The 26,920-nt window shown below is 72.3% G+C and carries 23 protein-coding genes; 12 read left to right on the top strand and 11 right to left on the bottom strand.

The genetic code is table 11. The features are described from left to right. Positions 1-10 precede the first annotated feature (10 nt). Genes IE108_RS03645 through IE108_RS03660 form a run of 4 tightly spaced genes read right to left on the bottom strand, consistent with a single transcriptional unit; the run spans position 11 to position 4,551 of the window. A complete protein-coding gene (locus IE108_RS03645) occupies positions 11-652 on the bottom strand; it encodes a GTP-binding protein (protein WP_161340986.1) in 642 nt (213 codons plus the stop codon). Further along, positions 633-1,073, bottom strand: coding sequence for a DUF742 domain-containing protein (locus IE108_RS03650; protein ID WP_064729803.1), 441 nt, complete (start codon positions 1,071-1,073; stop codon positions 633-635). Before IE108_RS03650 ends, IE108_RS03645 begins: the two co-directional genes overlap by 20 nt. Beyond that, a complete protein-coding gene (locus tag IE108_RS03655; RefSeq protein ID WP_064729802.1) occupies positions 1,070-1,609 on the bottom strand; it encodes a roadblock/LC7 domain-containing protein in 540 nt (179 codons plus the stop codon). Before IE108_RS03655 ends, IE108_RS03650 begins: the two co-directional genes overlap by 4 nt. After that, on the bottom strand, positions 1,606-4,551 hold the full coding sequence (locus IE108_RS03660; protein WP_064729801.1) for a sensor histidine kinase: 2,946 nt from the start codon (positions 4,549-4,551) through the stop codon (positions 1,606-1,608). The genes IE108_RS03655 and IE108_RS03660 overlap by 4 nt, the downstream gene beginning before the upstream one ends. 440 nt (positions 4,552-4,991) lie before the next feature. Between IE108_RS03660 and IE108_RS03665 the strand changes: the two genes are divergently transcribed. Beyond that, positions 4,992-5,783, top strand: a complete 792-nt coding sequence (locus tag IE108_RS03665) for a protein phosphatase 2C domain-containing protein (RefSeq protein ID WP_064729800.1) — start codon at positions 4,992-4,994, stop codon at positions 5,781-5,783. A gap of 38 nt (positions 5,784-5,821) precedes the next feature. Here the strand turns inward: IE108_RS03665 and IE108_RS03670 are convergent, their stop codons facing one another. Further along, positions 5,822-6,316 (bottom strand): MarR family winged helix-turn-helix transcriptional regulator, encoded by a 495-nt coding sequence (locus tag IE108_RS03670; RefSeq protein ID WP_064729799.1) that lies wholly within the window; start codon positions 6,314-6,316, stop codon positions 5,822-5,824. 249 nt (positions 6,317-6,565) lie between these two features. Here IE108_RS03670 and IE108_RS03675 point away from each other — a divergent pair, with 249 nt between their 5' ends. Beyond that, complete coding sequence (locus IE108_RS03675) at positions 6,566-7,384, top strand: lysozyme (RefSeq protein ID WP_064729798.1); 819 nt, start codon at positions 6,566-6,568, stop codon at positions 7,382-7,384. 60 nt (positions 7,385-7,444) lie between these two features. On the opposite strand, the gene lon is transcribed toward IE108_RS03675, so the two are convergent. After that, positions 7,445-9,877: an endopeptidase La gene (lon, locus tag IE108_RS03680; protein ID WP_064729797.1), complete on the bottom strand. Its 2,433-nt coding sequence runs from the start codon at positions 9,875-9,877 to the stop codon at positions 7,445-7,447. Between the two features lie 173 nt (positions 9,878-10,050). On the opposite strand from lon, the gene IE108_RS03685 reads away from it, so the two are divergent. The 5 genes from IE108_RS03685 to IE108_RS03705 all read left to right on the top strand — a co-directional run bounded on the left by IE108_RS03685 (position 10,051) and on the right by IE108_RS03705 (position 17,182). Next, positions 10,051-10,749 (top strand): spermidine synthase family protein, encoded by a 699-nt coding sequence (locus IE108_RS03685; protein ID WP_064729796.1) that lies wholly within the window; start codon positions 10,051-10,053, stop codon positions 10,747-10,749. Between the two features lie 113 nt (positions 10,750-10,862). Next, positions 10,863-11,603 (top strand): response regulator transcription factor, encoded by a 741-nt coding sequence (locus IE108_RS03690; RefSeq protein WP_064729795.1) that lies wholly within the window; start codon positions 10,863-10,865, stop codon positions 11,601-11,603. Continuing rightward, positions 11,600-12,724: a sensor histidine kinase gene (locus IE108_RS03695; protein WP_064729794.1), complete on the top strand. Its 1,125-nt coding sequence runs from the start codon at positions 11,600-11,602 to the stop codon at positions 12,722-12,724. The genes IE108_RS03690 and IE108_RS03695 overlap by 4 nt, the downstream gene beginning before the upstream one ends. Positions 12,725-13,005: 281 nt before the next feature. After that, complete coding sequence (locus tag IE108_RS03700; RefSeq protein ID WP_064729793.1) at positions 13,006-16,824, top strand: multifunctional oxoglutarate decarboxylase/oxoglutarate dehydrogenase thiamine pyrophosphate-binding subunit/dihydrolipoyllysine-residue succinyltransferase subunit; 3,819 nt, start codon at positions 13,006-13,008, stop codon at positions 16,822-16,824. 172 nt (positions 16,825-16,996) lie between these two features. Further along, positions 16,997-17,182 carry a DUF6104 family protein gene (locus tag IE108_RS03705; RefSeq protein WP_064729792.1) on the top strand — a complete coding sequence of 62 codons (186 nt, stop codon included), beginning with the start codon at positions 16,997-16,999 and terminating at the stop codon, positions 17,180-17,182. An 84-nt stretch (positions 17,183-17,266) separates the two neighbouring features. Here IE108_RS03705 and IE108_RS03710 read toward each other — a convergent pair whose 3' ends face one another. Further along, complete coding sequence (locus IE108_RS03710) at positions 17,267-18,076, bottom strand: hypothetical protein (RefSeq protein ID WP_064731963.1); 810 nt, start codon at positions 18,074-18,076, stop codon at positions 17,267-17,269. A 137-nt stretch (positions 18,077-18,213) separates the two neighbouring features. On the opposite strand from IE108_RS03710, the gene IE108_RS03715 reads away from it, so the two are divergent. Continuing rightward, a complete protein-coding gene (locus tag IE108_RS03715) occupies positions 18,214-19,164 on the top strand; it encodes a DUF4097 family beta strand repeat-containing protein (protein WP_159394653.1) in 951 nt (316 codons plus the stop codon). Between the two features lies 1 nt (position 19,165). After that, on the top strand, positions 19,166-20,212 hold the full coding sequence (locus IE108_RS03720; protein WP_064729790.1) for a PadR family transcriptional regulator: 1,047 nt from the start codon (positions 19,166-19,168) through the stop codon (positions 20,210-20,212). 97 nt (positions 20,213-20,309) lie between these two features. On the opposite strand, the gene IE108_RS03725 is transcribed toward IE108_RS03720, so the two are convergent. From IE108_RS03725 to IE108_RS03740, 4 genes are all read right to left on the bottom strand, one after another. Continuing rightward, a complete protein-coding gene (locus IE108_RS03725) occupies positions 20,310-20,888 on the bottom strand; it encodes a Clp protease N-terminal domain-containing protein (RefSeq protein ID WP_064729789.1) in 579 nt (192 codons plus the stop codon). Next, positions 20,888-21,097, bottom strand: coding sequence for a helix-turn-helix domain-containing protein (locus tag IE108_RS03730; protein WP_064729788.1), 210 nt, complete (start codon positions 21,095-21,097; stop codon positions 20,888-20,890). The genes IE108_RS03725 and IE108_RS03730 overlap by 1 nt, the downstream gene beginning before the upstream one ends. 57 nt (positions 21,098-21,154) lie before the next feature. Further along, on the bottom strand, positions 21,155-22,120 hold the full coding sequence (locus tag IE108_RS03735; protein ID WP_064729787.1) for a zinc-binding dehydrogenase: 966 nt from the start codon (positions 22,118-22,120) through the stop codon (positions 21,155-21,157). A 175-nt stretch (positions 22,121-22,295) separates the two neighbouring features. After that, positions 22,296-23,525 carry an NAD(P)-dependent malic enzyme gene (locus IE108_RS03740; protein WP_064729786.1) on the bottom strand — a complete coding sequence of 410 codons (1,230 nt, stop codon included), beginning with the start codon at positions 23,523-23,525 and terminating at the stop codon, positions 22,296-22,298. Between the two features lie 638 nt (positions 23,526-24,163). On the opposite strand from IE108_RS03740, the gene IE108_RS03745 reads away from it, so the two are divergent. From IE108_RS03745 to IE108_RS03755, 3 genes are read left to right on the top strand one after another with little or no spacing between them, the layout of a single operon-like run. After that, positions 24,164-25,123, top strand: a complete 960-nt coding sequence (locus tag IE108_RS03745; RefSeq protein WP_064729785.1) for an ABC transporter substrate-binding protein — start codon at positions 24,164-24,166, stop codon at positions 25,121-25,123. Positions 25,124-25,153: 30 nt separating this feature from the next. Next, positions 25,154-26,104: an amino acid ABC transporter permease gene (locus IE108_RS03750; RefSeq protein WP_064729784.1), complete on the top strand. Its 951-nt coding sequence runs from the start codon at positions 25,154-25,156 to the stop codon at positions 26,102-26,104. Then, positions 26,101-26,862 (top strand): amino acid ABC transporter ATP-binding protein, encoded by a 762-nt coding sequence (locus IE108_RS03755; protein ID WP_064729783.1) that lies wholly within the window; start codon positions 26,101-26,103, stop codon positions 26,860-26,862. Before IE108_RS03750 ends, IE108_RS03755 begins: the two co-directional genes overlap by 4 nt. The last annotated feature ends 58 nt before the right edge of the window (positions 26,863-26,920 follow it).

Consider the following 26,920-nt stretch of genomic DNA (forward strand, 5'->3'; position numbering starts at 1 on the left):
TTTCCGACTCCTACTCGGGGGTTTCGTCGAGCGCGTGGCCCACGAGGGACAAGAGGGTCTCGATGGCCGAGATCCGACGGCGCGCATCCATGATCATTACAGGTATGTGCGCGGGGATCGTCAGCGCCTCCCGTACGTCCTCCGCCCCGAACACCTCGCTGCCGTCGAAGTGGTTCACGGCGACGACGTAGGGCAGCCCGCAGCTCTCGAAGTAGTCGAGGGCCGGGAAGCAGTCCTTCAGACGGCGGGTGTCGGCCAGCACGACGGCGCCGATCGCGCCGCGCACCAGGTCGTCCCACATGAACCAGAACCGCTGCTGGCCCGGCGTGCCGAACAGGTAGAGCACCAGGTCGTCGTCGAGCGTGATGCGGCCGAAGTCCATGGCCACGGTGGTGGTGAGCTTGCCCGGGGTGGCGGTGAGGTCGTCGGTCTCCTCGCTCGCCTCGGTCATCAGCGCCTCGGTCTGCAGGGGCGTGATCTCCGAGACGGCGGTGACCAGGGTGGTCTTGCCGACCCCGAACCCGCCCGCCACCACGATCTTGGTGGCGACGGGCGCGCGGGTGCGGTCCGTCTGCCAGGGCTGCACGGGCTCGTCGGGGTCGACGAGCGGGGGGACGCCGGAGGCGGCGGCGTCAGAGACGACGGAGTCCACTGAGCACCCTTTCGAGCAGAGCGCGGTCCGGGCGGCCCGTGCCGTGGCCGGTCCCGGTGCCGTACACACGGATCTTTCCCTGGTCCGCCAGGTCGCTGAGGAGCACGCGGACCACGCCGAGCGGCATCTTCAGCAGCGCGGCGATCTCGGCCACCGTACGCATACGGCGGCACAGTTCGACGATGGCCCGCATCTCCGGCATCACGCGGGAGGTGAGGCCGCCGTTCGTCAGTTCCTTGCGCTCCTCGGCGGCTTCGAGCGCGGCGGTGCCGGCGGTGGCGCCGACGAACGTCTCGACGAGCAGGACGTGGCCGAAGCGGGTCCGGCCGCCGGTGAGCGAATAGGGGCGTACGCGGGCGGGTTTGCGGTCGGCGCCGCGTACGGGGAGGTGCCCCCGGCTGCTTCCGGGACTGCTGCTCATCGGGCGCTCCCCGTCGACTCGGACGACACAGAAGACTCAGACGGCTCAGACGACTCTGACTCCAGCGACTTCCGCAGCTCGGTGCGGAGTTCCGGGGTCAGGACATGGCCGGCGCGGCCGACGAAGAGCGCCATGTGGTACGCCACGACGCTCATGTCGCAGTCGGCGGAGCCGTGCACGCCGAGCAGCGAGCCGTCGCTGATCGACATCACGAACAGGCTGCCCTCGTCCATCGCGACCATCGTGTGCTTGACCGTGCCGAAGTCCATCAGCCGGGCGGCGCCGATGGTCAGGCTGCCCACGCCGGAGACGACGGTGGCGAGGTCGGCGGCGGAGCCGCGCGGACCGGTGCGGGGCGTCTCCAGGCCCTGCCGGGCCTCCTCGTTGCGACCGGGGTCGGAGGAGAGGAGCAGGAGGCCGTCGGAGGAGACCACCGCGACCGATTGGATGCCGGGCACCTCCTCGACGAGGTTGGTCAGCAGCCAGTGGAGATTGCGGGCTTCACTGCTCAGTCCGAAGGTACTGGGCGCGGTCAACTGCTTGCCTCCTCGACGGTGCCCCCCGTGGCTTCTTCGGTTGTGTCCCCCGCGGCGATCTCCGCCTCGACGTCGCGCCGGCCGGCCTCCGCCCCCTGGCGGAATCCTCCCAGACGGCGGCGGAGCGCCTCGGCGTCCACGGAGCCCGCGACGCGCGGCCGCGGGGCCGCGGCGGGGGTGCTGAGCTTCGGGGTCCGCTTGGGCAGACCCTTGTCGGTGACGGGTTCGGCCTCGTCCGGCGCGCGGTCGTGTGCGTCGGGGCCGACGGCGTACGGGTCGGCGGCGGGCTCCGGTGCGGCGGCCGGCCCGGGCGCGGCGGACGGCTCGGGCGCGGTCGGCTCCGGGCCGGGTGCGGTCCGGGACTCGGGCGGCCCCGCCTGGGCCGGGAGCAGCAGCGCCATGGTGGTGTCGTCGGGGAGGTCCCGGCCGGCGGCGGCCGGTGCTTCGGCGTCCCGGTCCGCGTCGGCGGTGTCCGCGCCCTCGGCGTCCGGTGCGGCCGGCGCCTCCCGCGGCTCCCGCTCGGACGCCGGTCCCGGCGCCGGCGCGGCGTCCGGGGTGGCCGGATCGTCGGCGAGGCCCGGCGCTGCGGGGGTGTCCGGCGTGGCGGCGGTGTCCTGCGGGCCGGTGGCATCCGCCTCCGCCTCCGCGCGCCGTACGGCCTCCTCCGCCGAGGCGACCAGGGGGTCCTCGCCGCGGGTGCGCTTCTCCGCCCGCCCGTGCAGGACGTTGGAGTTGGCCTCCGCGTCCGCGCCCGGCAGGGAGAAGGAACCGGTGCCGTCGGACACGGGCACCGTCGGGGCCAGCGCGGCCGGCGGGGCCGGTGCGAGCAGCGGGGCGGGCAGCACGACGACGGCCGCGACCCCGCCCTGCTTCTGCTCCCGCAGCCGCACGCGCGCCCCGTGCCGGTGGGCGAGCCGGGCGACCACGTAGAGGCCGAGCCCGAGACCGTCCTCGCCCTCCTGGTCGTACGGCGCCTGCGGGTCGAAGTCGGTGAGGCGGGCGTTGAGCCGCTGGAGCCGGTCGGTGGCCATGCCGATGCCCTCGTCCTGGACGGAGAGCATCACCTCGCCGTTCTCCAGCAGCCAGCCGGAGACCTCGACGGGCAGGTCGGGCGGCGAGAACGAGGTGGCGTTCTCCATGAGTTCGGCGAGCAGGTGGGACAGGTCGTCGGCGGCGAACCCGGCCACGTGCGCGTGCGGCGGCAGCGCGGCGATGCGGACCCGCTCGTACCGCTCGATCTCGCTGACCGCGGCCCGGACCACGTCGACCAGCGGCACCGGGGAGGCGCTGTGCTGGACGTGCTCGGTGCCGGCCAGGACGAGGAGGTTCTCGCTGTGCCGGCGCATGACCGTGGCGAAGTGGTCGAGCTTGAACAGGGTGGACAGCCGGTCCGGGTCCTGCTCGCGCTCCTCCAGGCTCTCGATGACCGCGAGTTGCCGTTCGACCAGGCCGAGGGTGCGCAGCGCGAGGTTGACGAAGGTGGAGCCGATGCTCTTGCGCACCACCTCGAGGTGGGCGGCCGACTCGGTGAGTTCCGCGCGCAGTTCCTCGCGGGCGTCGGCCATCTTCTGGCGCTGGCCGACCAGGTGCTTGCGGTCGGACTCCAGCGTGTTGACCCGGGCGGCGAGCGTCGCGGCGTGCGCGTGCAGGGCGTTGACGGAGCGGACGACCTGGGCGAACTCGTCGTTGCGGCCGGTGAAGGCGACCGGCTCCTCGGCGGCCGGGTCCTCCGCGCCGGCCAGCCGGGCCGAACCCCGGCGCAGCACCGACAGCGGGCGGGTGAGGGTGCGGGCCATGGCGGTGGCGATGCCGAGGGCGAGCAGGATCAGGGCGCCGAGGGCGGCGACCCGGATCTCCAGCGCGGTGACGTCGTCGTCGCGCAGCTGCTCCAGCGCCGTGGTGCGCTTCTCGTAGAGGGCGGACTCGGCACCGCGCATCGCGTCGACGCGGGCGGAGAGCGCGGCGTCCAGCCGCTTGGCGCTGGTGCCGAGGTCGTCGTCGGAGAGCGTCGGTTCGTCGGTGAGTCCGGCGAGGTACTTCTCGGCGGAGTTGACCTCGGGCCCGGCGACGGTGGCGTCGAAGCTGCTCCGGGCCTCCTTGGGGGCGCCCTCGCGGAAGTCGGCGAGGGCCGCGTCGGAGCGGACCCGGGCCTGCTGGGCGGCGGCGGCGAGCGCGTCGCGCTGCTCGGCGTCCGCGTCCGAGGAGCTGGTCCTCTCGGTCGGCAGGCCGGTGACCGGGTCGATGACCGTCTCGGTGCTGCTGGGCACGGCGAGCGCCGCGAGCAGCAGGCCCCGGGTGGCGGCGGCCTGCTGGACGGCGGTGTCCAGCTCGGCCAGCGCGTAGGCACCGGCGCCCGCACGGGGCGGCATCTCCTCGGCCAGCTCCTCGGCCAGGGCGTGGAGTTCGGTGACGGCCTCGGAGTACGCCTCGTGGGCCTCGAGGGCGGTGCTCTTGCCGGTGAGGGCGGCGCGGCGCAGGGCGGCGATGGCGTCCAGGTCCGCACGCAGGGAGGCGGGCGTGTCGGTGTCGGCGCGCAACTCCTCGACCTGCCGGTCCACTCGGGCGCTGCGCTGCTCGGAGGGCGCCTTGTCCTCGGGCCGGCCGGCGGCGATGTAGGGGGTGACCTCGTCGCGCTCGTCGGCGAGGGAGTGGGCGAGGCTGAGCGCGTCCTGGGTGCGTGCGGCGAGCGTCACCAGTTCCTGGGAGTCGTGCAGTTGCCCGGAGGCGGCCACCACCGAGGGGGTGCCGGCCGCGGCGACGGCGGCGGCCACGACCGCCACGGCCACGATGAGGCGGTTGCGCACGTGGGTGGGGCGCCCCTTGCCGACGGGGGGTTCCGGCGGCGCGGGGGTGGAGGTGCCGGGGGTGCGCTCCGCGCTCCCCGCGGGGGCCGTCTGCTTGTCTGTGCGACGAGGCCGCGTCTTCTGCACCGGTGCTCGCATTCCTCACTCGTGTACCCGTGGGCCCGGGTGGCGCTCCGTCAACTGGCCGGTCGGCGCGGGCTTCCTCCGCCGAGCTCCGGGCCGTTCTCCGGCCGCCGGCAGCGCGTCGGGCCGGGAGACCGCGTGAGCGGGTCAGGCCCCTCACAGTTTCCCGACCCTCCCAGTGCCGGTGGGCGGTGAGCATGCATCATCCGACCCGCCACCCGAAGGAGTGAACCCCGGACGGGAGTTGGGGGGCAAGTTCCCCCGGCGCGTGCGACGCGGGTGTGCGGCGGGCCGGTTGGACGTCCGCGACGGGCGGTGGCACTATGTGCCGCCACGTGTCGCCCGGGCATGTGATTCCACCCCAAACCAGGCGCCTGACCTGCACCGGTGCGTGGGTTCCGGTGAAGTTGCCGGGCTTTTGCGGACGCTGTGAAGGGGTCGTGCAGACTGGCCGGATGCGCACCGAACTCGTCTCGGAACCCGGACTGGCCGACCACCCCAACGAGGACTTCGCGAGCGTCGGGCTACCGGCCTCGGGGCAGGGCGGCTCACTCGTCGTCCTGGACGGCGTGACGCCCCCGCGGACCGGGACGGGGTGTCTGCATTCGGTGCCCTGGTTCACGGCCCGCCTCGGCGGCGCACTGACCGAACTGACCGTTTCACTGCCCGATGCCCCCCTCGCCGACGCGCTGTCCCGCGCCATCGCGCGTACCTCCGCCGCCCACGCGGAAACCTGTGACCTTTCTCACCCGCGCACCCCGCAGGCAACCGTGGTCCTCGCCCGCTGGTCCCCCGTCCGCGTCGAGTACCTGGTCCTCTCCGACTCCGCGCTGCTGGTGGAGGGCCCCGACGGCGCGGTCTCGGCCGTCCTGGACGACCGGCTGGCCCGGCTCCCCCGCTCGGCCCTCGCCACGGACGCGATGATCGACGCCGGCCTGCGCAACAAGGAGGGCGGCTTCTTCACGGCGGCGGCCGATCCGTCGGTGGCGGCGCGGGCGGTGACGGGCGTGCTGCCGCGCGACGCCGTGCGGACCCTGGCGGCGCTCACGGACGGCGCGGCCCGGTGGGTGGAGAAGTTCCGGGAGGGCGACTGGGCGGACTGCCTGGCCCTGCTGCGCAAACAGGGCGCGCAGGCCCTGGTGGACCGCGTACGGGACCTGGAGCGGACGGACGCGGCGGGCGGCCGCGCGCACCTCGGCCGCAGCAAGACGCACGACGACGCGACGGTGGTGTACGCGGAGCTGTGACCGCCCGCCCGGGCCGCGGCCCCGCCCTCGCGGCGGGGCTACTTCTCCATCCCCCGGTTCAGTTCGTGCAGCAGCCGGGCCAGTTCCGAGACCTCGCGCCGGTCCCAGTCGGCGAGCCGGCCGGCGTAGCGGGCGCGGCGGGCCTCGCGGACGCGGCCCACGCGGTCCTGGCCCTCGGCGGTGAGGGTGACCAGCCAGGCCCGGCCGTCGGCGGGGTCGGGTTCGCGGGCGACGAGGCCCAGCTCCTCCAGGGCGCGCAGCTGCCGGGACATGGTCGCCTTGCCGACGCCGATGTAGCCGGCGAGGTCGGTGGCGCGCTGCCCGCCGCACTCGCCGAGCCGCACGAGGAGGCCGTACGCGGACGACTCCAGGTCGGGGTGGACCTCGCGGGCCATCTCGCCCTGGTTGGCGCGGGCGCGGCGCAGCAGCACCGTCAACTCCCGCTCCAGTGCCAGGAACTCCGGCTGGTTCACACCACTGCCCGCGGGCTCGGATGCGACTCCGTGGCCGTCGCCGTTCCCGTCTTCGTGCACGTCAGCCCCTGCCTCGGTCCGTCCGGTCTTCCCGGCCCTGAAAGTTTCCGCCACGGCCCGTCATCGCCGCAGCTCGGCAAGTATTTCGCAGGCTTAGACCAACGGCAGCTTCCGGCCCCCCTTCCCACCTCCGGTTCTACGTGCGTAGCGTCTTCACCGGATCCACGAATGGCATGCTCACGCCACACACGGATCCTCTCCGCGCGCGCATCCCCCACCGAGCACCACCGAGCCATCGGAGGCAACGTCATGCTCGTGCACAGATCCGGCCCGGCCCGCGGCCGGCGCTTCGCCCTCACCGGGATCCTGCTCGCCGCCCTCTCCCTGGCGTCCGCCCTCCCCGCGCAGGCCGCCGACACCCCGCCCCGCGGCTCCGCCCACATGGGCATGGGCGTCGTCGAGCACGACGGCAGCCACGGCACCCCGGTCCCGGGCGGCGCCACCCAGACGGAGGGCGTCGACGTCTCCAGCCACCAGGGCAACGTCGCCTGGTCGACCCTGTGGGGCAGCGGGGTCAAGTGGGCCTACGCCAAGGCCACCGAGGGGACCTACTACACCAACCCGTACTTCGCCCAGCAGTACAACGGCTCGTACAACGTCGGCATGATCCGCGGCGCGTACCACTTCGCCACCCCCGACAGCACGAGCGGCGCGGCCCAGGCCAACTACTTCGTGGACCACGGGGGCGGCTGGTCCCGCGACGGCAGGACGCTGCCGGGCGCATTGGACATCGAGTGGAACCCGTACGGCGCCGCCTGCTACGGCAAGACGCAGAGCCAGATGGTGTCGTGGATCCGCGACTTCCTGACCACGTACAAGGCGCGCACCGGCCGGGACGCCGTGATCTACACGGCCACCAGCTGGTGGACCCAGTGCACCGGCGACTACTCCGGCTTCGCCGCGAACAACCCCCTGTGGATCGCCCGGTACGCGGCGTCCGTGGGCACCCTGCCGGCCGGCTGGGGCGTCTACACGATGTGGCAGTACACCTCGTCCGGTCCGACGGTCGGCGACCACAACCGGTTCAACGGCGCGCTCGACCGCGTGCAGGCTCTGGCCAACGGCTGACGCGGCGGAGGCCCGGACCCCTCGCGGGGTCCGGGCCTCCGACCCGTCCGGCGGCGTCCGTCACGCCGCCACCGGAGTCGCACGCTCCGCCCCGCTGGTGGCGGGGGCGAGCGCCAGTTCCAGCACCTGGCGGACGTCGGTGACGGCGTGGACGTCGAGCTTGTCCAGGACCTCCGCCGGGACGTCGTCCAGGTCGGGCTCGTTGCGCTTGGGGATGATCACCGTGGTGACCCCCGCCCGGTGCGCCGCGAGCAGCTTCTGCTTGACCCCGCCGATCGGCAGGACCCGGCCGGTGAGCGAGACCTCGCCGGTCATCGCCACGTCGGTGCGGACCAGCCGGCCCGACAGCAGCGAGGCGAGGGCCGTGGTCATGGTGACGCCGGCGCTCGGGCCGTCCTTGGGGACCGCGCCCGCCGGGAAGTGGATGTGCGCCCCCCGGTCCTTCAGGTCGCCCACCGGCAGCTCCAGCTCGGCGCCGTGGCTGCGCAGGAAGCTCAGCGCGATCTGCGCCGACTCCTTCATCACGTCGCCCAGCTGACCGGTCAGGGTCAGCCCCGCCGCGCCCGTCTCCGGGTCGGCCAGCGACGCCTCGACGTAGAGGACGTCGCCGCCGGCGCCGGTGACCGCGAGGCCGGTGGCCACGCCCGGCACCGCGGTGCGGCGCTCCGCCGGGTCCTGGGCGGACTCGGGCACGTGGTGCGGCCGGCCGATCAGACCGCGCAGGTCGGCCTCGGTGACGGTGAAGGGCAGCTCCCGCTCGCCCAGCTCGTGCTGGGCCGCGACCTTGCGCAGCAGCCGGGCGATCGACCGCTCCAGGGTGCGCACGCCCGCCTCACGGGTGTACTCGCCGGCCAGTTTGCGCAGCGCGCCGTCGTCGACCGCGACCTCGTCGCCGCCGAGTCCGGCCCGCTCCAGCTGGCGCGGGAGCAGGTGGTCCCGGGCGATGACGACCTTCTCGTCCTCCGTGTAGCCGTCCAGGCGGACCAGCTCCATGCGGTCGAGCAGTGCCTCCGGGATGGCCTCCAGGACGTTGGCGGTGGCCAGGAAGACCACGTCGGACAGGTCCAGCTCGACCTCCAGGTAGTGGTCCCGGAAGGTGTGGTTCTGGGCCGGGTCGAGGACTTCGAGCAGGGCCGCGGCGGGGTCGCCGCGGAAGTCGGAGCCCACCTTGTCGATCTCGTCGAGCAGGACGACCGGGTTCATGGACCCGGCCTCCTTGATCGCCCGCACGATCCGGCCGGGCAGCGCGCCGACGTAGGTGCGCCGGTGGCCGCGGATCTCCGCCTCGTCGCGGACGCCGCCGAGGGCGACGCGGACGAACTTGCGGCCCATCGCGTGGGCGACGGACTCGCCGAGCGAGGTCTTGCCGACGCCGGGCGGGCCCACCAGGGCCAGCACGGCACCGCCGCGCCGGCCGCCGACCACGCCGAGGCCCCGGTCACCGCGCCGCTTGCGCACGGCGAGGTACTCGGTGATGCGCTCCTTGACGTCCTCCAGGCCCGCGTGCTCGGCGTCGAGCACGGCCTGGGCGCCCTGGATGTCGTAGGCGTCCTCGGTGCGCTCGCTCCACGGCATCTCCAGGACCGTGTCGAGCCAGGTGCGGATCCAGGAGCCCTCGGGCGACTGGTCGGAGGACCGCTCCAGCTTGTCGACCTCCTTGAGCGCGGCCTCGCGGACCTTCTCGGGCAGGTCGGCGGCCTCGACGCGGGCACGGTAGTCGTCGGACTCCTCAGCAGCGTCCTTGCCTGCCTCGCCGTTGATCTCGCGCAGCTCCTTGCGCACCGCCTCCAGCTGGCGGCGCAGCAGGAACTCCCGCTGCTGCTTGTCGACGCCCTCCTGGACGTCCTTGGCGATGGTCTCGGCGACGTCCTGCTCGGCGAGGTGGTCGCGCAGCTGCTGGGTGGCGAGCTTCAGACGGGCCACCGGGTCGGCGGTCTCCAGCAGCGCCACCTTCTGCTCGGTGGTGAGGAACGGCGAGTAACCGGAGTTGTCGGCCAGCGCGGAGACGTCGTCGATGGCCTGGACGCGGTCGACGACCTGCCAGGCGCCGCGCTTGCGCAGCCAGGCGGTGGCGAGCGCCTTGTACTCCTTCACCAGCTCGGCGACCTGGCCGGGCAGGGGGTCGGGCACGGTCTCGTCGACGCGGGTGCCCTCGACCCAGAGCGCGGCGCCGGGACCGGTCGTGCCGGCGCCGATCCGCACCCGGCCCCGGCCGCGGATCAGGGCGCCCGGGTCGCCGTCGGCGAGGCGGCCGACCTGCTCGACGGTGCCGAGGACGCCGGTGGCGGCGTGGGTGCCGTCGATGCGCGGGACGAGCAGGACCCTGGGCTTGCCGGGCTCGGACCGGGCGGCGGCCTGGGCGGCCTCCACCGCGGCCCGCACCTCGGCGTCGCTCAGGTCCAGGGGGACGACCATGCCGGGCAGGACCACTTCGTCGTCGAGCGGCAGCACGGGCAGGGTGAGCGGTGTGAAGGCAGCGGACTCAGCAGCCATGATCTCCCCTTCGGCAGTCAAGTTGAGTTACATCGACTCAATGAAAGGGAGTCCCCGATTGTTCCCACGGCGGTGTTCGCTGTGAGCGATCACTGCGAGCACTGGCCGGAGCGCCGCCGCCCGCACCCGAAAAGCACTCCCGGCCCGCGCGTCATTCCTGCCAGGATGGGTCGATGGCCCTCACACCGCCCGACGCCCGCGAGGCCCCCGAGGTGCTGGACCGCCGGGACGGCCCGTACGGCGAGGTCGTCCTGCGCCGGCACGGGGCGCTCCTCCAGATCATCGCGAACGGCTGCTTCCTCATGGACACCTCCGACGGGCGCTCGGAGCGCCGGCTGGTGGACGCGGCGGCCGACGCGCTCGCGGCGTCCGGCGGGCGGACCGCGCCGCGCCTGCTCCTCGGCGGGCTGGGCGTCGGCTTCTCGCTCGCCCACGCGGCGGCCGACCCGCGCTGGGGCCGGATCACGGTCGTCGAGCGCGAGCCCGCCGTCATCGGCTGGCACCGCGCCGGACCGCTCTCCGCGCTGACGGCGCGGGCCCTGGCCGATCCCCGCACGGAGATCGTCGAGGCGGACCTGGTCACCCACGTCAATGAGACTTCCGACACGTACGACGCGCTCTGCCTGGACATCGACAACGGCCCCGGCTGGACCGTCACCGAGGGCAACGACGGGCTCTACGCACCGTCCGGACTGGCGGGCTGCGCACGGCTGTTGAGGCCCCGCGGGGTCCTCGCCGTATGGTCGGCGCAGCCCTCTCCGGAATTCGAAGAAACCTTGCGTAATGCCGGTTTCCAGCAGGTGCGTACCGAAGAGATCCCCGTTGCCCGGGGCGTTCCGGACGTCGTCCACCTCGGCGTCGGTCCTGGATAGCAATGCCGTGGCGACTCCCCGTACGCTGCTGCTCTGACGCGGATCATTCAAGCGTCAATCGCAGGCATGGGATCACCCCACGGATTCCGGAAAGCACACCTCAGGGGCGGGCGATGGAGCAGACACAGACCTCCCACAACGGCTCGGCCGCGGCCACCCAGGGCGCACAGCGCCGGGTGCTGGTGGTCGAGGACGACCAGACGATCGTGGACGCCATCGCGACCCGCCTGCGCGCCGAGGGGTTCCTGGTGCAGACGGCGGGCGACGGCCCCTCCGCCGTGGACACGGCCGAGGCGTGGCAGCCCGACCTGCTGATCCTGGACATCATGCTGCCGGGCTTCGACGGCCTGGAGGTCTGCCGCCGCGTGCAGGCCCAGCGGCCGGTGCCGGTGATGATGCTCACCGCGCGCGACGACGAGACGGACATGCTGGTCGGGCTCGGCGTGGGCGCCGACGACTACATGACGAAGCCGTTCTCGATGCGCGAGCTGGCCGCACGCGTGCACGTGCTGCTGCGCCGGGTGGAGCGGGCGGTCGTGGCCGCCTCGACGCCGCGCAGCGGCATCCTGCGCCTGGGCGAGCTGGAGATCGACCACGCGCAGCGCCGGGTGCGGGTGCGCAGCGAGGACGTCCACCTCACGCCCACCGAGTTCGACCTGCTGGTCTGCCTGGCGAACACCCCGCGCGCGGTGCTCTCCCGCGAGCAGCTGCTGGCCGAGGTGTGGGACTGGGCGGACGCCTCCGGCACCCGGACCGTGGACAGCCACATCAAGGCGCTGCGCCGGAAGATCGGCGCCGAGCGCATCCGCACCGTGCACGGCGTGGGGTACGCGCTGGAGACGCCGACGCCATGAGCCGAGGGCGGGAGGCCGCACGGAGGAGCCCCGGCCCCCGCATCGCCGGGGAGCCCTGGGGCGGCGTACGCCCGTTCTCGGTCAAGACCAAGCTGGGCGCGCTGGTCGTCACGTCGGTGCTGATCACCACGGGTCTGTCGGTGATCGCGGTGCACACCAAGACGGAGCTGCGCTTCATCACCGTCTTCTCGATGATCGCCACGCTGCTGATCACCCAGTTCGTGGCGCACTCGCTGACCGCGCCGCTGGACGAGATGAACGCCGTGGCCCGGTCCATCTCGCACGGCGACTACACCCGCCGGGTGCGCGAGAACCGCCGCGACGAGCTGGGCGACCTGGCCGTCACCATCAACCGCATGGCGGACGACCTGGAGGCCCAGGACCTCCAGCGCAAGGAGCTGGTCGCGAACGTCTCGCACGAGCTGCGCACCCCCATCGCGGGCCTGCGCGCGGTGCTGGAGAACATCGTCGACGGCGTCACCGAGGCCGACCCGGAGACCATGCGCACCGCGCTGGGCCAGACCGAGCGGCTCGGCCGGCTGGTGGAGACGCTGCTGGACCTCTCCCGCCTGGACAACGGCGTGATACCGCTGCGCAAGCGGCGCTTCGAGGTCTGGCCGTACCTGTCCGGCGTGCTCAAGGAGGCCAACATGGTCGCCTCCGCCCGCGCGGGCATCGCCTCCGGCTCGGGCAGCCACACCCGCACCGACGTGCACCTGGCGCTCGACGTCTTCCCGCCGGAGCTGACCGCGCACGCCGACCCCGAACGCATCCACCAGGTCGTCGCCAACCTGATCGACAACGCGGTCAAGCACAGCCCGCCGCACGGCCGGGTGACGGTCAGGGCACGCCGCGGCGAGCTGCCCGAATCACTCGAACTGGAGGTCCTCGACGAGGGCCCCGGCATTCCGCGTTCGGAGTGGCGCCGGGTGTTCGAGCGGTTCAACCGGGGGTCGGTCTCCCGGCCGCACGGTCCGGGCAGCGACGGCGGCACCGGTCTGGGCCTGGCGATCGCGCGCTGGGCGGTGGATCTGCACGGCGGCCGGATCGGCGTGGCCGAATCCGAGCGGGGGTGCCGGATTCTCATCACTCTTCCGGGCCTTCCCTCGACGCCGGGTTGACGTAGGGTTCGAAGCGGAGCTTCAAGATCCACGGGCATCCGCCCTGGCGGACACGTGTGATCAGGGACAGGCCCGCGTTCTCCCGGCGCCGGGTCCCGCTTCTCCCTTCCCACACGCAGCAGAACCTCGCTTGTTTCCCGCCATTTCCAGCGCCGAAACACCGTCTGCAATGTGACTTACGCGACGATGAACGGGCCCGGCCTGACCTTCGGGGTCCGGGGGGCGTAGCCTTGATTCCCGCTGTCCACCATCTTGTGAAGCGGAAGAGGGCGGTTCTCGCCGTGTCGCCACAGTCCCCCAGTAACTCGAGCATCTCGACCGACACCGACCAAGCGGGCAAGAACCCCGCCGCGGCGTTCGGTGCCAACGAGTGGCTCGTTGACGAGATCTATCAGCAGTACCTCCAGGACCCGAATTCCGTGGACCGAGCCTGGTGGGACTTCTTCGCCGACTACAAGCCCGGAGCGCCCGCGACCCCGGCCGCCGCCCCCGGTGCCACGGCCACGGACGCCGGCAGCGCACCGCAGGCCGCCCCCGCGCCGCAGGCGCAGGCCCCCGCCCCGGCGCAGCCGAAGGCGGCGCCCCAGCCGGCCGCCCCCGCGAAGCCGGCCGCCAAGCCCGCCGCCGCGGCTCCGGCCGCGAAGCCCGCGCAGGCGCCGGCCAAGCCCGCCGCCCAGCCGCAGGCGAAGGCCGCCGCGCCCGCCAAGGACGGCAAGGACGCCGCCGCCCCCGAGGGCCCCGAGATGGTGACCCTGCGCGGCCCCGCCGCCGCGGTCGCGAAGAACATGAACGCCTCCCTGGAGCTGCCCACGGCCACGTCCGTGCGCGCCGTCCCGGTGAAGCTGCTGTTCGACAACCGCATCGTCATCAACAACCACCTCAAGCGCGCCCGGGGCGGGAAGATCTCCTTCACGCACCTGATCGGCTACGCGATGGTGCAGGCCATCAAGGCCATGCCGACGATGAACTACGCATTCGGCGAGAAGGACGGCAAGCCGACCCTCGTCAAGCCGGCGCACGTCAACCTCGGCCTCGCCATCGACCTGGTCAAGCCCAACGGCGACCGCCAGCTGGTCGTCGCGGCGATCAAGAAGGCCGAGACGCTGAACTTCTTCGAGTTCTGGCAGGCCTACGAGGACATCGTCCGCCGCGCCCGCGACGGCAAGCTGACGATGGACGACTTCTCCGGCGTCACGGTCTCCCTGACCAACCCCGGCGGCCTCGGCACCGTCCACTCCGTGCCCCGTCTGATGCCCGGCCAGTCCGTCATCATGGGCGTCGGCTCCATGGACTACCCCGCGGAGTTCCAGGGCACCAGCCAGGACACCCTGAACAAGCTCGGCATCTCGAAGGTCATGACGCTCACGTCGACCTACGACCACCGGGTCATCCAGGGCGCCGCCTCCGGCGAGTTCCTGCGCCAGGTCGCCAACCTGCTCCTCGGCGAGAACGGCTTCTACGACGAGATCTTCAAGGCGCTGCGCATCCCCTACGAGCCGGTCCGCTGGCTCAAGGACATCGACGCCAGCCACGACGACGACGTCACCAAGGCCGCCCGCGTCTTCGAGCTGATCCACTCCTACCGGGTCCGCGGCCACGTCATGGCCGACACCGACCCGCTGGAGTACCAGCAGCGCAAGCACCCCGACCTGGACATCACCGAGCACGGGCTCACCCTGTGGGACCTGGAGCGCGAGTTCGCGGTCGGCGGCTTCGCGGGCAAGTCCCTGATGAAGCTGCGCGACATCCTCGGCGTGCTGCGCGACTCGTACTGCCGCACCACCGGCATCGAGTTCATGCACATCCAGGACCCGAAGCAGCGCAAGTGGATCCAGGACCGCATCGAGCGCTCGCACACCAAGCCGGAGCGCGAGGAGCAGCTGCGCATCCTGCGCCGGCTGAACGCGGCGGAGGCCTTCGAGACCTTCCTGCAGACCAAGTACGTCGGCCAGAAGCGCTTCTCCCTGGAGGGCGGCGAGTCCGTCATCCCGCTGCTCGACGCGGTCATCGACTCGGCGGCCGAGTCCCGCCTGGACGAGGTCGTCGTCGGCATGGCCCACCGCGGCCGGCTGAACGTGCTGGCCAACGTCGTCGGCAAGTCGTACGCCCAGATCTTCCGCGAGTTCGAGGGCAACCTCGACCCGAAGTCGATGCACGGCTCCGGCGACGTGAAGTACCACCTGGGCGCCGAGGGCACCTTCACCGGCCTGGACGGCGAGCAGATCAAGGTCTCGCTGGTCGCCAACCCCTCGCACCTGGAGGCGGTCGACCCGATCCTGGAGGGCGTCTCGCGCGCCAAGCAGGACATCATCGGCAAGGGCGGCACGGACTTCACCGTCCTGCCGGTGGCGATCCACGGCGACGCGGCCTTCGCGGGCCAGGGCGTGGTGGCCGAGACCCTGAACATGTCGCAGCTGCGCGGCTACCGCACCGGCGGCACGGTCCACGTCGTCATCAACAACCAGGTCGGCTTCACCGCCGCCCCGGAGTCCTCGCGCTCCTCGATGTACGCCACCGACGTGGCCCGCATGATCGAGGCCCCGATCTTCCACGTGAACGGCGACGACCCGGAGGCCTGCGTCCGCGTGGCGCGGCTGGCCTTCGAGTTCCGCCAGGCGTTCAACAAGGACGTGGTGATCGACCTCATCTGCTACCGCCGCCGCGGTCACAACGAGACCGACAACCCGGCCTTCACCCAGCCGCTGATGTACGACCTGATCGACAAGAAGCGCTCGGTGCGCAAGCTCTACACCGAGTCCCTCATCGGTCGCGGCGACATCACCCTGGAGGAGGCCGAGCAGGCGCTCCAGGACTACCAGGGGCAGCTGGAGAAGGTCTTCACCGAGGTCCGCGAGGCCGCCTCGCAGCCCGCCTCCGCCGAACCGTCGGAGCCGCAGGCCGAGTTCCCGGTCGCCGTGACCACCGCGGTCAGCGCCGAGACGGTCAAGCGGATCGCCGAGTCCCAGGTCAACATCCCCGACCACATCACCGTGCACCCGCGGCTGCTGCCGCAGCTCCAGCGCCGGGCGGCGATGGTCGAGGACGGCACGATCGACTGGGGCATGGGCGAGACCCTCGCCGTCGGCTCGCTGCTCCTGGAGGGCGTGCCGGTCCGGCTCTCCGGCCAGGACTCGCAGCGCGGCACCTTCGGCCAGCGCCACGCGGTCGTCATCGACCGCGAGACGGGCGACGAGTTCACGCCGCTGCTGTACCTGTCCGAGGACCAGTCCCGGTACAACGTCTACAACTCGCTGCTCTCCGAGTACGCGGTGATGGGCTTCGAGTACGGCTACTCGCTGGCCCGCCCGGACGCGCTGGTGATGTGGGAGGCGCAGTTCGGCGACTTCGTCAACGGCGCGCAGACGGTCGTCGACGAGTTCATCTCGTCGGCCGAGCAGAAGTGGAACCAGACGAGCGGCGTGACGCTCCTGCTCCCGCACGGCTACGAGGGCCAGGGCCCGGACCACTCCTCGGCCCGCCCGGAGCGCTTCCTCCAGCTCTGCGCGCAGAACAACATGACGGTCGCGATGCCGACCCTGCCGTCGAACTACTTCCACCTCCTGCGGTGGCAGGTGCACAACCCGCACCACAAGCCGCTGGTCGTCTTCACCCCGAAGTCGATGCTGCGCCTGAAGGCCGCGGCCTCGAAGGCGGAGGAGTTCACGACGGGCCAGTTCCGCCCGGTCATCGGCGACGACTCGGTCGACCCGGCCGCCGTCAAGAAGGTCGTCTTCACCGCCGGCAAGGTCTACTACGACCTCGACGCCGAGCGGAAGAAGCGCGGCGTGACCGACACGGCCATCATCCGCATCGAGCGCCTGTACCCGCTGCCGGGTGCCGAACTCCAGGCGGAGATCGCCAAGTACCCGAACGCCGAGAAGTACCTGTGGGCCCAGGAGGAGCCGGCGAACCAGGGTGCCTGGCCGTTCATCGCGCTCAACCTGATCGACCACCTGGACCTCGCGGTCGGCGCCGACATCCCGCACGGCGAGCGCCTGCGGCGCATCTCGCGCCCGCACGGCTCGTCCCCGGCGGTCGGCTCCGCCAAGCGCCACCAGGCGGAGCAGGAGCAGCTGGTGCGTGAGGTCTTCGAGGCCTGACCGCACACGCGTCCGACAGGAGGGGCCGGTCCCGGGAACGGGGCCGGCCCCTCCGGCGTGCGGTGGGCCGGTCCCGGATCTCGGCGGCGGCGGGTCCGGGCGCACGGTCTACGCTGGGACGACACGCCGTGGGCACGCCCGTGGGCCGCCCCACCCGCATCAGGAGCATGAGTTGTACTTCACCGACCGAGGCATCGAGGAACTGGAGAAGCGGCGCGGCGAGGAGGAGGTCACCTTCGAGTGGCTGGCCGAGCAGCTGCGCACCTTCGTCGACCTGAACCCGGACTTCGAGGTACCGGTCGAGCGTCTGGCGACCTGGCTGGCCCGGCTGGACGACGAGGACGAGGACGAGGACTGAGCGGACGGCTCGGCCGGTCGCGCCACGAGGGGGCCGGGCGCGCCGCGAAGAGCGCCCTTTGGACGGCGGGGCTCGCCTATGCCCTCAGGGCCGCCGTGACAGGGCGTACCCCGCCCCCACCGCCCCGTGGGCGAGCAGCAGCAGCCCCGCGGTGGTCCAGCCGCCGCTGCCGCGCCGCAGGCCCCAGGCGGTGAGCGGCAGGCCGGCCGCCATCTGGGCGAGGGCGAGGGCGCGGGCCCCGGGGCCGCCCACCCAGGGCATCCAGGGCGCGAGGCGGCTCTCCCCGGCCGTCGGCCGATGTGCCGCGGCGGCCGTCGGACGGGCGCCGGGCAGGGCGCCGGCGGCGGCGCCGAGCCGGGCGGCCGGTTCACCGGGGGCGAGCGCGACGGGAAGGGCGGCACCCGCGCGCGTGAGCACGGCCAGCAGCCCGCGCAGCCGGACGCGCGCGTCGGCGCCGTCGTCCGGCCGCGTCAGCGCCTCCAGCGACTGCAGATCCAGTACGGAGTCCAGGCCGAGCCGGGCGGCGACCGTGCGCATCCCCTCGCCCTCGGCGACGGGCGTGCCGTCCGCGAGCCACACGTAACCGACCGGCCGGTGGAAACCGGACGCCAGGGTGCACCCGGCCCGGTCGGCGTCCCACCACAGGGCGAGCACGGGCCAGGGCGCGCCGACCGCCAGCGCGGCGGCCCAGCCCGCGACCACCCGGTCGACCGGTTCGCCGCCCTGCCGCCAGGGCCCGCCCTCCGGAACGAGGACGCTCCACCCCGCACCCGCGCCGACCAGCGTCATGCGCTCACCGAGCAGCGGCGCGACAGCGGCGACGGAGTCCGGCGCGGCGCGGCACAGCAGCAGGGCGCCGGCAGCGTGCTCTCCCCCGGACTCGGACGTCGACATGATCACAAGCTAGGGCAATCCGGGCCGCCCGGCCGATCGCTGATCGTCAGAACGGGTGTCTTGACTTTCCCTGCCCGCGATATATCGTGAATGGCGGAGGACGCGATATGGCGCGTTCGGTCGAGGAGGTCTGCACCATGTCCGAGTGGTCCGTCGCGGAGCCCGGGAAGCTCACCTTCGACGAGCCCGTGAACCGTCTGCAGGTACGCATCGTCAACGGAACTGTGAACGTCGTGGGCACCGACGAGGGTTCCGCCCGGCTGGAGATCTCCGAGATCGAGGGGGCGCCGCTGATCGTCACCCACGAGGACGGCGCGCTGACCGTGGCCTACGAGGACCTGCCCTGGAAGGGCTTCCTCAAGTGGCTCGACCGCAAGGGGTGGCGCCGCAGCGCGGTGGTCTCCCTGACGGTGCCGGCCGGCACCCGCGTGGAGGTGGGCGCGGTCAGCGCCGCGGCGGTGGTCTCCGGCCTCGAAGGGCACACCGAGGTCAAGGGCGTCTCCGGCGACACCACCCTGGTGAGCCTCGCGGGCCCGGTCCGCGCGGACACCGTCTCGGGGAACGTGGAGGCCCAGGCCCTCACCGGCGACCTGCGCTTCAACTCCGTCTCCGGTGACCTGACCGTGGTCGAGGCGGGCTCCTCCGTGCGGGCGGACTCGGTGAGCGGCTCGATGATCGTCGACCTGGACCCGGCCGGCGGGCCCACGGACATCAGCCTGACCAGTGTGTCGGGCGAGATCGCCATCCGGCTGCCGCAGCCCGCCGACACCCGGGTGGAGGCCAACACCGCCGGCGGCGCGGTCACCAGCGCCTTCGAAGACCTCCGGGTGGGCGGCCAGTGGGGCGCCAAGCGGATCACCGGACGGCTCGGCGAGGGCAACGGGCGGCTCAAGGCCACCACGATCTCCGGTTCGATCGCCCTGCTGCGGCGCCCGGCCCAGGAGGACACCCCGTGGCAGCGGGAGCCGTGGGACGGCGGCCCGGCGGACGCGGCGCCGGGCGACTCGGGGGACAATTCCGCTTCCGTCCCGGACCCCGGCGACACCGCCGCCCCGTCGGACGGCACGACCGACAAGAAGGTGCTCTGACATGCCCCCCGTCTTCGCCCACGGCCGCCTGCGCCTCTACCTCCTCAAGCTCCTGGACGAGGCCCCGCGCCACGGCTACGAGGTGATCCGGCTCCTCGAAGAGCGCTTCCAGGGCCTCTACGCCCCCTCGGCCGGCACGGTGTATCCGCGCCTGGCCAAGCTGGAGGCGGAAGGGCTGGTCACCCACACCACCGAGGGCGGCCGGAAGGTGTACGCCATCACGGACGCCGGCCGCGCCGAGCTGGCCGAGCGCAGCGGTGAACTGGCCGACCTGGAGCTGGAGATCCGGGAGTCGGTCGCCGAACTGGCCGCCGAGATCCGCGCGGACGTGCGCGGCGCGGCGGGCGACCTGCGGCGGGAGATGCGGGCCGCCGCCGGCGCGGCGCGCCAGGGCAACGGACCGGACGCGCACGACGAGGCGGGCGGCGCCGACGACCGGGAGGCCTGGCGGGCCGCCAAGGAGGAGATGCGCCGGGTCAAGCAGGAGTGGAAGGAGCAGGCCCGCCGCGCCAAGGACGAGAGCCGCCGTGCCCGCGACGAGGCCCAGCGGGCCCGGCGTCAGGCCAAGGAGGCCCAGGAGCGGGCCCGGACACAGGCGCAGGAGGAGGTGCAGCGCATCGCACAGCGGGTCCAGGAGCAGGTGCAGGACCACTTCGCGCGGGGCGACTGGCCCACGGGGCTGCGCGAGGGGCTGAGCGAACTGGCCAAGGAGGTCGGCGACTTCGGCAAGGACTTCGGGAAGGAGTTCGGCAAGGACTGGGGCTTCGGCCGCACCGAAACCGGCACTGCGGCCTCCCGGCCCGACTACTCCACCACCCCCGAGGACTTCCCCGCCGGGTACGCCCCGGCCTGGGCCCACGAGGACGCCGCGGAGTCCACCGGGGACCCGGCCCGCGACCTGGAGCGGCTGCTCGACCGGTTCCGGGACGACATCCGGGACGCGGCCCGCGACCGGGGTGTCTCTCCCGACCAGCTCCGCGACGCCCGCCGGCACCTGTCGGCCGCCGCGGCCCACATCGGGGCGGTCCTGCGCACGCCGCAGGCCTGAACCCGGGCGGCCGCCTCCCGGTGGCGGCGGACACGCACCCGACTCCGCCGGCACGGGCCCCCGGTATCCGGTCGGGGGCCCGGTGCCGGGGGCGGGGTCAGGCGCAGGCCGCGCCCGTGTCCTCGCCGGATCCGCCGCCCAGCACCCTGGTCACCGACGCGTGGGTCACCCCGTGGTCGGCGAGCACCTCGGCGGGCACGCCGGGGAGGATCGTCAGGGCGAGGAGCAGGTGTTCGTCGCCGATGTGCCGGTCGCGCCGGGCCACGGCGACGCGCAGCGCCTGCTCCAGCACCCGCTTGGCGTCCCGGTCGAAGCCGCGGTGCCCGGACCACCGGCGTCCGGGCTTCCCGCCGCCGGACATGGCGCCGGCGCCGTGCGCCTCCTCCACCCGGGCGACGATCTCCGAGACGTCGATCCCCAGTCCGGCGAGCGCGTCCGTCTCGGCCCGCGACAGTCCGGCGTGCCGCCGCGCCTCGGCCAGCGCCCGCCGCACCGAGTCCCGTCCCGCACCGCCGGCGCCGGCCGCCGTCAGCGCGAAGGAGGCCCGGCTGCCCTCCCGTTCCAGCAGGGCGAGCAGCAGATGCCCGGTGTCGACGGTCCGCGCCTCGGCCGCCTCGGCCTGTTCGACGGCCCCCTGCACGACGGCCCGCGCGTCCTTCGTGAATCGCTCGAACATCAACGCCTCCCGTACTTCTTGTGCACGGCCTGCCTGCTGATCCCGAGTTCCGTGGCGATCTCCTGCCACGACCAGCCCTGGTTGCGCGCGCTGCGCACCTGCACCGCCTCCAGCTGCTCCAGCAGCCTTCGCAGCGCGGCGACGGCCCGCAGCCCGACCCTGGGGTCGCGGTCACCCGCACGCGTGGCGAGATCCGTTGCTTCACTCATACGGTCAACTTAGGTTGACACCTGTCCGGCGTCAACCCTCATTGACAAACGCGGGAGTCAGGAGGCGCTGAGCACGATCTTCCCGAACAGCTCGCCGGAGGCCATCCGCTCGAAGCCCTCCCGGGCCCGGTCCATCGGCAGGATGTCGTCGATGACGGGGCGTACGCCGGTGGCGGCGCAGAAGGAGAGCAGGTCCTCCAGCTCGTCCTTGGTGCCCATCGTGGAGCCGACGACCTTCAGCTCCAGGAAGAAGATGCGGGTCAGCTCCGCGTGGGAGGGCCGGTCGCCGCTGGTGGCGCCGGAAATGACGAGCGTGCCGCCCGGTCGCAGCGACTTCACCGAGTGCGACCAGGTGGCGGCGCCCACGGTCTCGATGACGGCGTCCACCCGCTGCGGCAGCCGCGCGCCCGGCTCCACCGCCTCGACCGCGCCCAGTTCCAGGGCCCGCTTGCGCTTGGCCTCGTCCCGGCTGGTGGCGAAGACCCGCAGCCCCGCGGCCCGGCCGAGCACGATCGCGGCCGTGGCCACCCCGCCGCCGGCGCCCTGCACCAGCACCGAGTCACCGGGACGCACCCCGGCGTTGGTGAACAGCATGCGGTACGCCGTCAGCCAGGCGGTCGGCAGGCAGGCGGCCTCCGCGAAGGACAGCTCCTTCGGCTTGGGCAGGAGGTTCCAGGTCGGCACGGCGACCTGCTCGGCGAAGGTCCCCGGATACCGCTCGGTGAGGATGGAGCGGGGCTCCCGGGGACCGACCCCGTGGCCGGTCTGGCCGATCACCGAGTGCAGGACGACCTCGTTGCCGTCCGCGTCGACGCCGGCCGCGTCGCAGCCCAGGATCATCGGCAGCCGGTCCTCCGGGAGGCCGACGCCGCGCAGGGACCACAGGTCGTGATGGTTGAGGGAGGCGGCCCTGACATCGACGACGCTCCAGCCCGGACGGGCCCCGGGAGCGGGAAGCTCTCCCAACTCCAGGCCGGTCAGCGGCTCGTCGCGGTCGATTCGGGCGGCGTAGACAGCGAACATGGCCCTGACGATAGGTTCCGCACCCGCCGACCGGAACCACGACGCCCTGTGACACACACCCTCTTGCCATCACGTCCACGGCCGGACCGGGCGGCAGCCGCCTCCCCGCACAAGGGAGCGGCCCCGCCCTCCCGGAGGAGGACGGGGCCGCCCGGCGCACACGCGGGTCACACCGTCACCGGCGCGCGACGCCCTCGGCACGGGCCGCGGCGGCCACCGCCGCCGTGACGGCCGGGGCGACCCGCTCGTCGAACGGCGACGGGATGACGTAGTCCGCGGCGAGGTCGTCGCCGACCACGGAGGCCAGCGCCTCGGCCGCCGCGAGCTTCATGCCCTCGGTGATCCGCGACGCCCGCACCTGGAGCGCGCCCGCGAAGATGCCGGGGAACGCCAGCACGTTGTTGATCTGATTCGGGAAGTCCGAGCGCCCCGTCGCGACGACCGCCGCGTACTTGTGGGCGACCTCCGGGTGGACCTCGGGGTTCGGGTTGGCCATCGCGAAGACGAAGGCACCCTTCGCCATCGAGGCCACCGCGTCCTCGGCCACGGTGCCGCCGGAGACGCCGATGAAGACGTCGGCGCCCGCGAGCGCGTCCTCCAGCGAACCGGTCAGCCCCGCCTTGTTGGTGAAGGAGGCCACCTCCTCCTTGACCGGCGTGAGGTCCGTCCGGCCCGCGGAGATGATGCCCTTGCGGTCCGCGAGGGCGACGTCCCCGATGCCGGCCTCCACCAGCATCTTGGCGATGGCGACACCGGCCGCGCCGGCGCCCGAGATCACCGCGCGCAGCTCGCCCAGCGTCCGCCCGCTCAGCCGCACCGCGTTGCGCAGCGCCGCCAGCGTCACGACCGCCGTGCCGTGCTGGTCGTCGTGGAAGACCGGGATGTCCAGGCGCTCCTGGAGCTTGCGCTCGATCTCGAAGCAGCGCGGCGCCGAGATGTCCTCCAGGTTCACGCCGCCGAAGGAGGGCGCGAGACGGACCACCGTCTCGACGATCTCGTCGGCGTCCGTGCAGGCCAGAGCGATCGGGACCGCGTCCACCCCGCCGAACTGCTTGAAGAGGATCGCCTTCCCCTCCATCACCGGAAGGGAGGCCTCGGGGCCGATGTCCCCGAGTCCCAGCACCGCCGTACCGTCCGTCACGACCGCCACGACCGAGGACTTCCACGTGTAGTCGTGGACGAGGTCGGGCTGCTCGGCGATCGCGCTGCACACCTTCGCGACGCCGGGCGTGTACGCCAGGGACAGGTCTTCCTTGTCGCGGACCGGCACGGTGGCCTGCACGGCCATCTTGCCGCCGCGGTGCAGCGCGAACGCGGGGTCGAAGGAGTCGAGGGGCTGCCCGCCCGCCTCCTGCTCCGCACCGGCGCCGTTGTCGCTGCGAGGATTGACGATCTCCGCTGCCACTTTGTCTTACCCCTTAAGAGTTCATGGTTTGAGGGTTTGTCCACTCCTGGTGAGGAATGGGCGGGCACCGCGCGGGAGGATGGCTGTACGGGCCACGAGGACCCCGCACGACGGGCGCGCCGCACACGCGCCCTGAGCCCCTGATGAGGGGTGTAAAGAACCTTCTTACCCGACGGACGCCCCCGGCGACGAGTCGGATAAGCGCAAGCTCACATGTCGGACCCCGAACGCCGCATGTCGGTGACATGGCTCATAGCCGGGGATCAGGACAACCTCGCGCGGCCTCTTGACAGAGCGGGAGAAGCGGCCTTCATCGGCCGTGAACGCTCACGATCCATGCCCGGATAACGAGAAATTCCGCAGATCTTCCGGCCGGAGGGGCAGATTCCCGTAAAGGTTCGGTCGTGATGTACCGACCTGGTCCGGTTCGGGGGGTCACCCGTTATCCGATTTTGACATGACGGCCCCCTGAATGGCCGAGTCCGAATGGCAAGATGCCGTAATCACACGAGGTCGCGGCACTCGAAGGCGTGTGCTCTCGTCGACCCACGGCGCCCACCGGTCCCCCGGCGGGCGCCCGCTCCACCGGAACACCACCGTCCCCATCGGCAACTCCATTCATCCGCCGGAGGAACCCCATGACCGCAAGCTCCACCCGTCGTACGACCGCGCACTCCCGGACAGCAGCGGTCGGTGCGATCGCGGTCGCAGGCGCGCTGCTGCTCGCCGGATGCGGCGACCAGACCGAGAACAGCGACTCCGGCAGCAGCGACAGCCAGTCCTCGAGCAGCGCTCCGCTCGCCGACAAGCTGCCGAAGTCGATCCGCGACAAGGGCACCGTCAAGGTGGGCTCCGACATCGCCTACGCGCCGGTCGAGTTCAAGGACGACTCCGGCAAGACGGTCGGAATCGACCCCGACCTCGCCGACGCCCTCGGCAAGCAGCTCGGCGTGAAGTTCGAATTCGAGAACGGCACCTTCGACACCCTGATCACGGGTCTGCGCTCCAAGCGGTACGACATCGCCATGTCCGCGATGACCGACACCAAGGACCGCCAGGAGGGCATCGACTCGGACACCGGCAAGAAGGTCGGCCAGGGCGTCGACTTCGTCGACTACTTCACCGCCGGTGTCTCGATCTACACCAAGAAGGGCGACGACCAGGGCATCAAGACCTGGTCCGACCTGTGCGGGAAGAAGCTCGTCCTCCAGCGCGGCACGGTCTCCGAGGACCTCGCCAAGGCCGAGAACGAGAAGTGCCCGGCCGGCAAGAAGATCTCCATGGAGGCCTTCGACAACGACCAGCAGGCCCAGACCCGCCTGCGCGCGGGCGGCGCCGACGCCGGCTCCTCCGACTTCCCGGTGGCGGCGTACGCGGTGAAGACCTCCGGCGGCGGCAAGGACTTCGAGATGGTCGGCGAGCAGGTCGAGGCCGCGCCGTACGGCATCGCGGTCGCCAAGGAGAGCACCCAGCTGCGCGACGCCCTGAAGGCGGCGCTGGACGCGGTGATCGCCAATGGCGAGTACAAGAAGATCATGGACAAGTGGGGCGTGGCGGAAGGTGCCGTCACGGAGGCCACCATCAACGGCGGCAAGTGACCGCGCGGCGGGCACTGAAAGGCAACCTCCGTGACTGTTGACATCGACAAGACGGGCTCCGGCCCGGCGGACACCCCGCCGGCCGGCCCGGAGGCCATCAAGGCCATCCCGGTCCGACACTACGGCCGCTACCTCACCGCGGTCGTCGCGATCGCGCTGCTGGCCGCGGTCGTGTACGCGTTCTCCCAGGGCAAGATCAACTGGGGCACGATCCCGGACTACTTCTTCGACGACCGGATCCTGTCCGGTATGGGCAAGACGCTCCTGATCACCGTCCTGGCCATGCTGATCGGCATCGTCGGCGGCGTCATGCTCGCGGTGATGCGGCTGTCGAAGAACCCGGTGACCTCGTCCATCGCGTGGTTCTACATCTGGTTCTTCCGCGGCACGCCGGTCCTGGTGCAGCTGATCGTCTGGTTCAACCTGGGCCTGGTCTTCGAGTACATCAACCTCGGCCCGTTCTACCGCGACGAGTGGTCCGACTTCATGACGCCGTTCCTGACGGCGCTGCTCGGCCTCGGCCTCAACGAGGCCGCGTACATGGCGGAGATCTGCCGCGCCGGTCTGCTCGCGGTCGACGAGGGCCAGACGGAGGCGTCGCACGCCCTCGGCATGAGCCACACCAAGACGCTGCGCCGCATCGTCATCCCGCAGGCGATGCGTGTGATCGTGCCGCCGACGGGCAACGAGGTCATCAACATGCTGAAGACGACCTCGCTGGTGTCGGTCGTCCAGTATCCCGAGTTGCTCCGCGCCGCCCAGGACATCGGTCAGACCTCGGGCGCACCGGCCGAGATGCTGTTCCTGGCGGCGGCCTGGTACCTGCTGCTGACCTCGATCTTCAGCGTCGGCCAGTACTACCTGGAGCGGTACTACGCCCGCGGCTCCAGCCGCAGCCTGCCGCCGACGCCGATGCAGAAGATCAGGGCGAACCTGTTCTCCCTGTCGACCCGCTCCAGCACGAAGGGAGGTGCCGCATGACCGCCATGGTCAAGGCCGAGGGCGTCCACAAGTCCTTCGGCGCCATCGAGGTCCTCAAGGGCATCGACCTGGAGGTGAAGTCCGGTGAGGTGTTCTGCCTGATCGGCCCCTCCGGCTCCGGCAAGTCCACCTTCCTGCGGTGCATCAACCACCTGGAGAAGATCAACGCCGGACGGCTCTACGTCGACGGAGAGCTGGTCGGCTACCGCCAGAAGGGCGACAAGCTCTACGAGCTGAAGGACAGCGAGGTCGCGGTCAAGCGCCGGGACATCGGCATGGTCTTCCAGCGCTTCAACCTGTTCCCGCACATGACGGCGCTGGAGAACGTCATGGAGGCGCCGGTCCAGGTCAAGGGCGTGAGCAAGGCGCAGGCGCGGGAGCGCGCGGGCGCCCTGCTGGAGCGGGTGGGCCTGGCCGACCGGGCCCGCAACTACCCCTCGCAGCTCTCCGGCGGCCAGCAGCAGCGGGTCGCGATCGCGCGGGCGCTCGCGATGGACCCGAAGCTGATGCTGTTCGACGAGCCGACCTCGGCCCTGGACCCGGAGCTGGTCGGTGACGTCCTCGACGTCATGCGCGACCTGGCTGAGTCCGGCATGACGATGGTCGTCGTCACCCACGAGATGGGCTTCGCCCGCGAGGTGGGCGACAGCCTGGTCTTCATGGACGACGGCGTCGTCGTCGAGTCGGGCAACCCGCGCGAGGTCCTGACCGACCCGCAGCACGAGCGCACGAAGGCGTTCCTGTCCAAGGTCCTCTGAGGACCGGCGGTCGCGCACACGGAGGGGCGGTACGGAAGATCCGTACCGCCCCTCCCCT

The organism is Streptomyces parvulus, from assembly GCF_014648855.1.
GTDB classification, from domain to species: Bacteria; Actinomycetota; Actinomycetes; order Streptomycetales; family Streptomycetaceae; genus Streptomyces; species Streptomyces parvulus.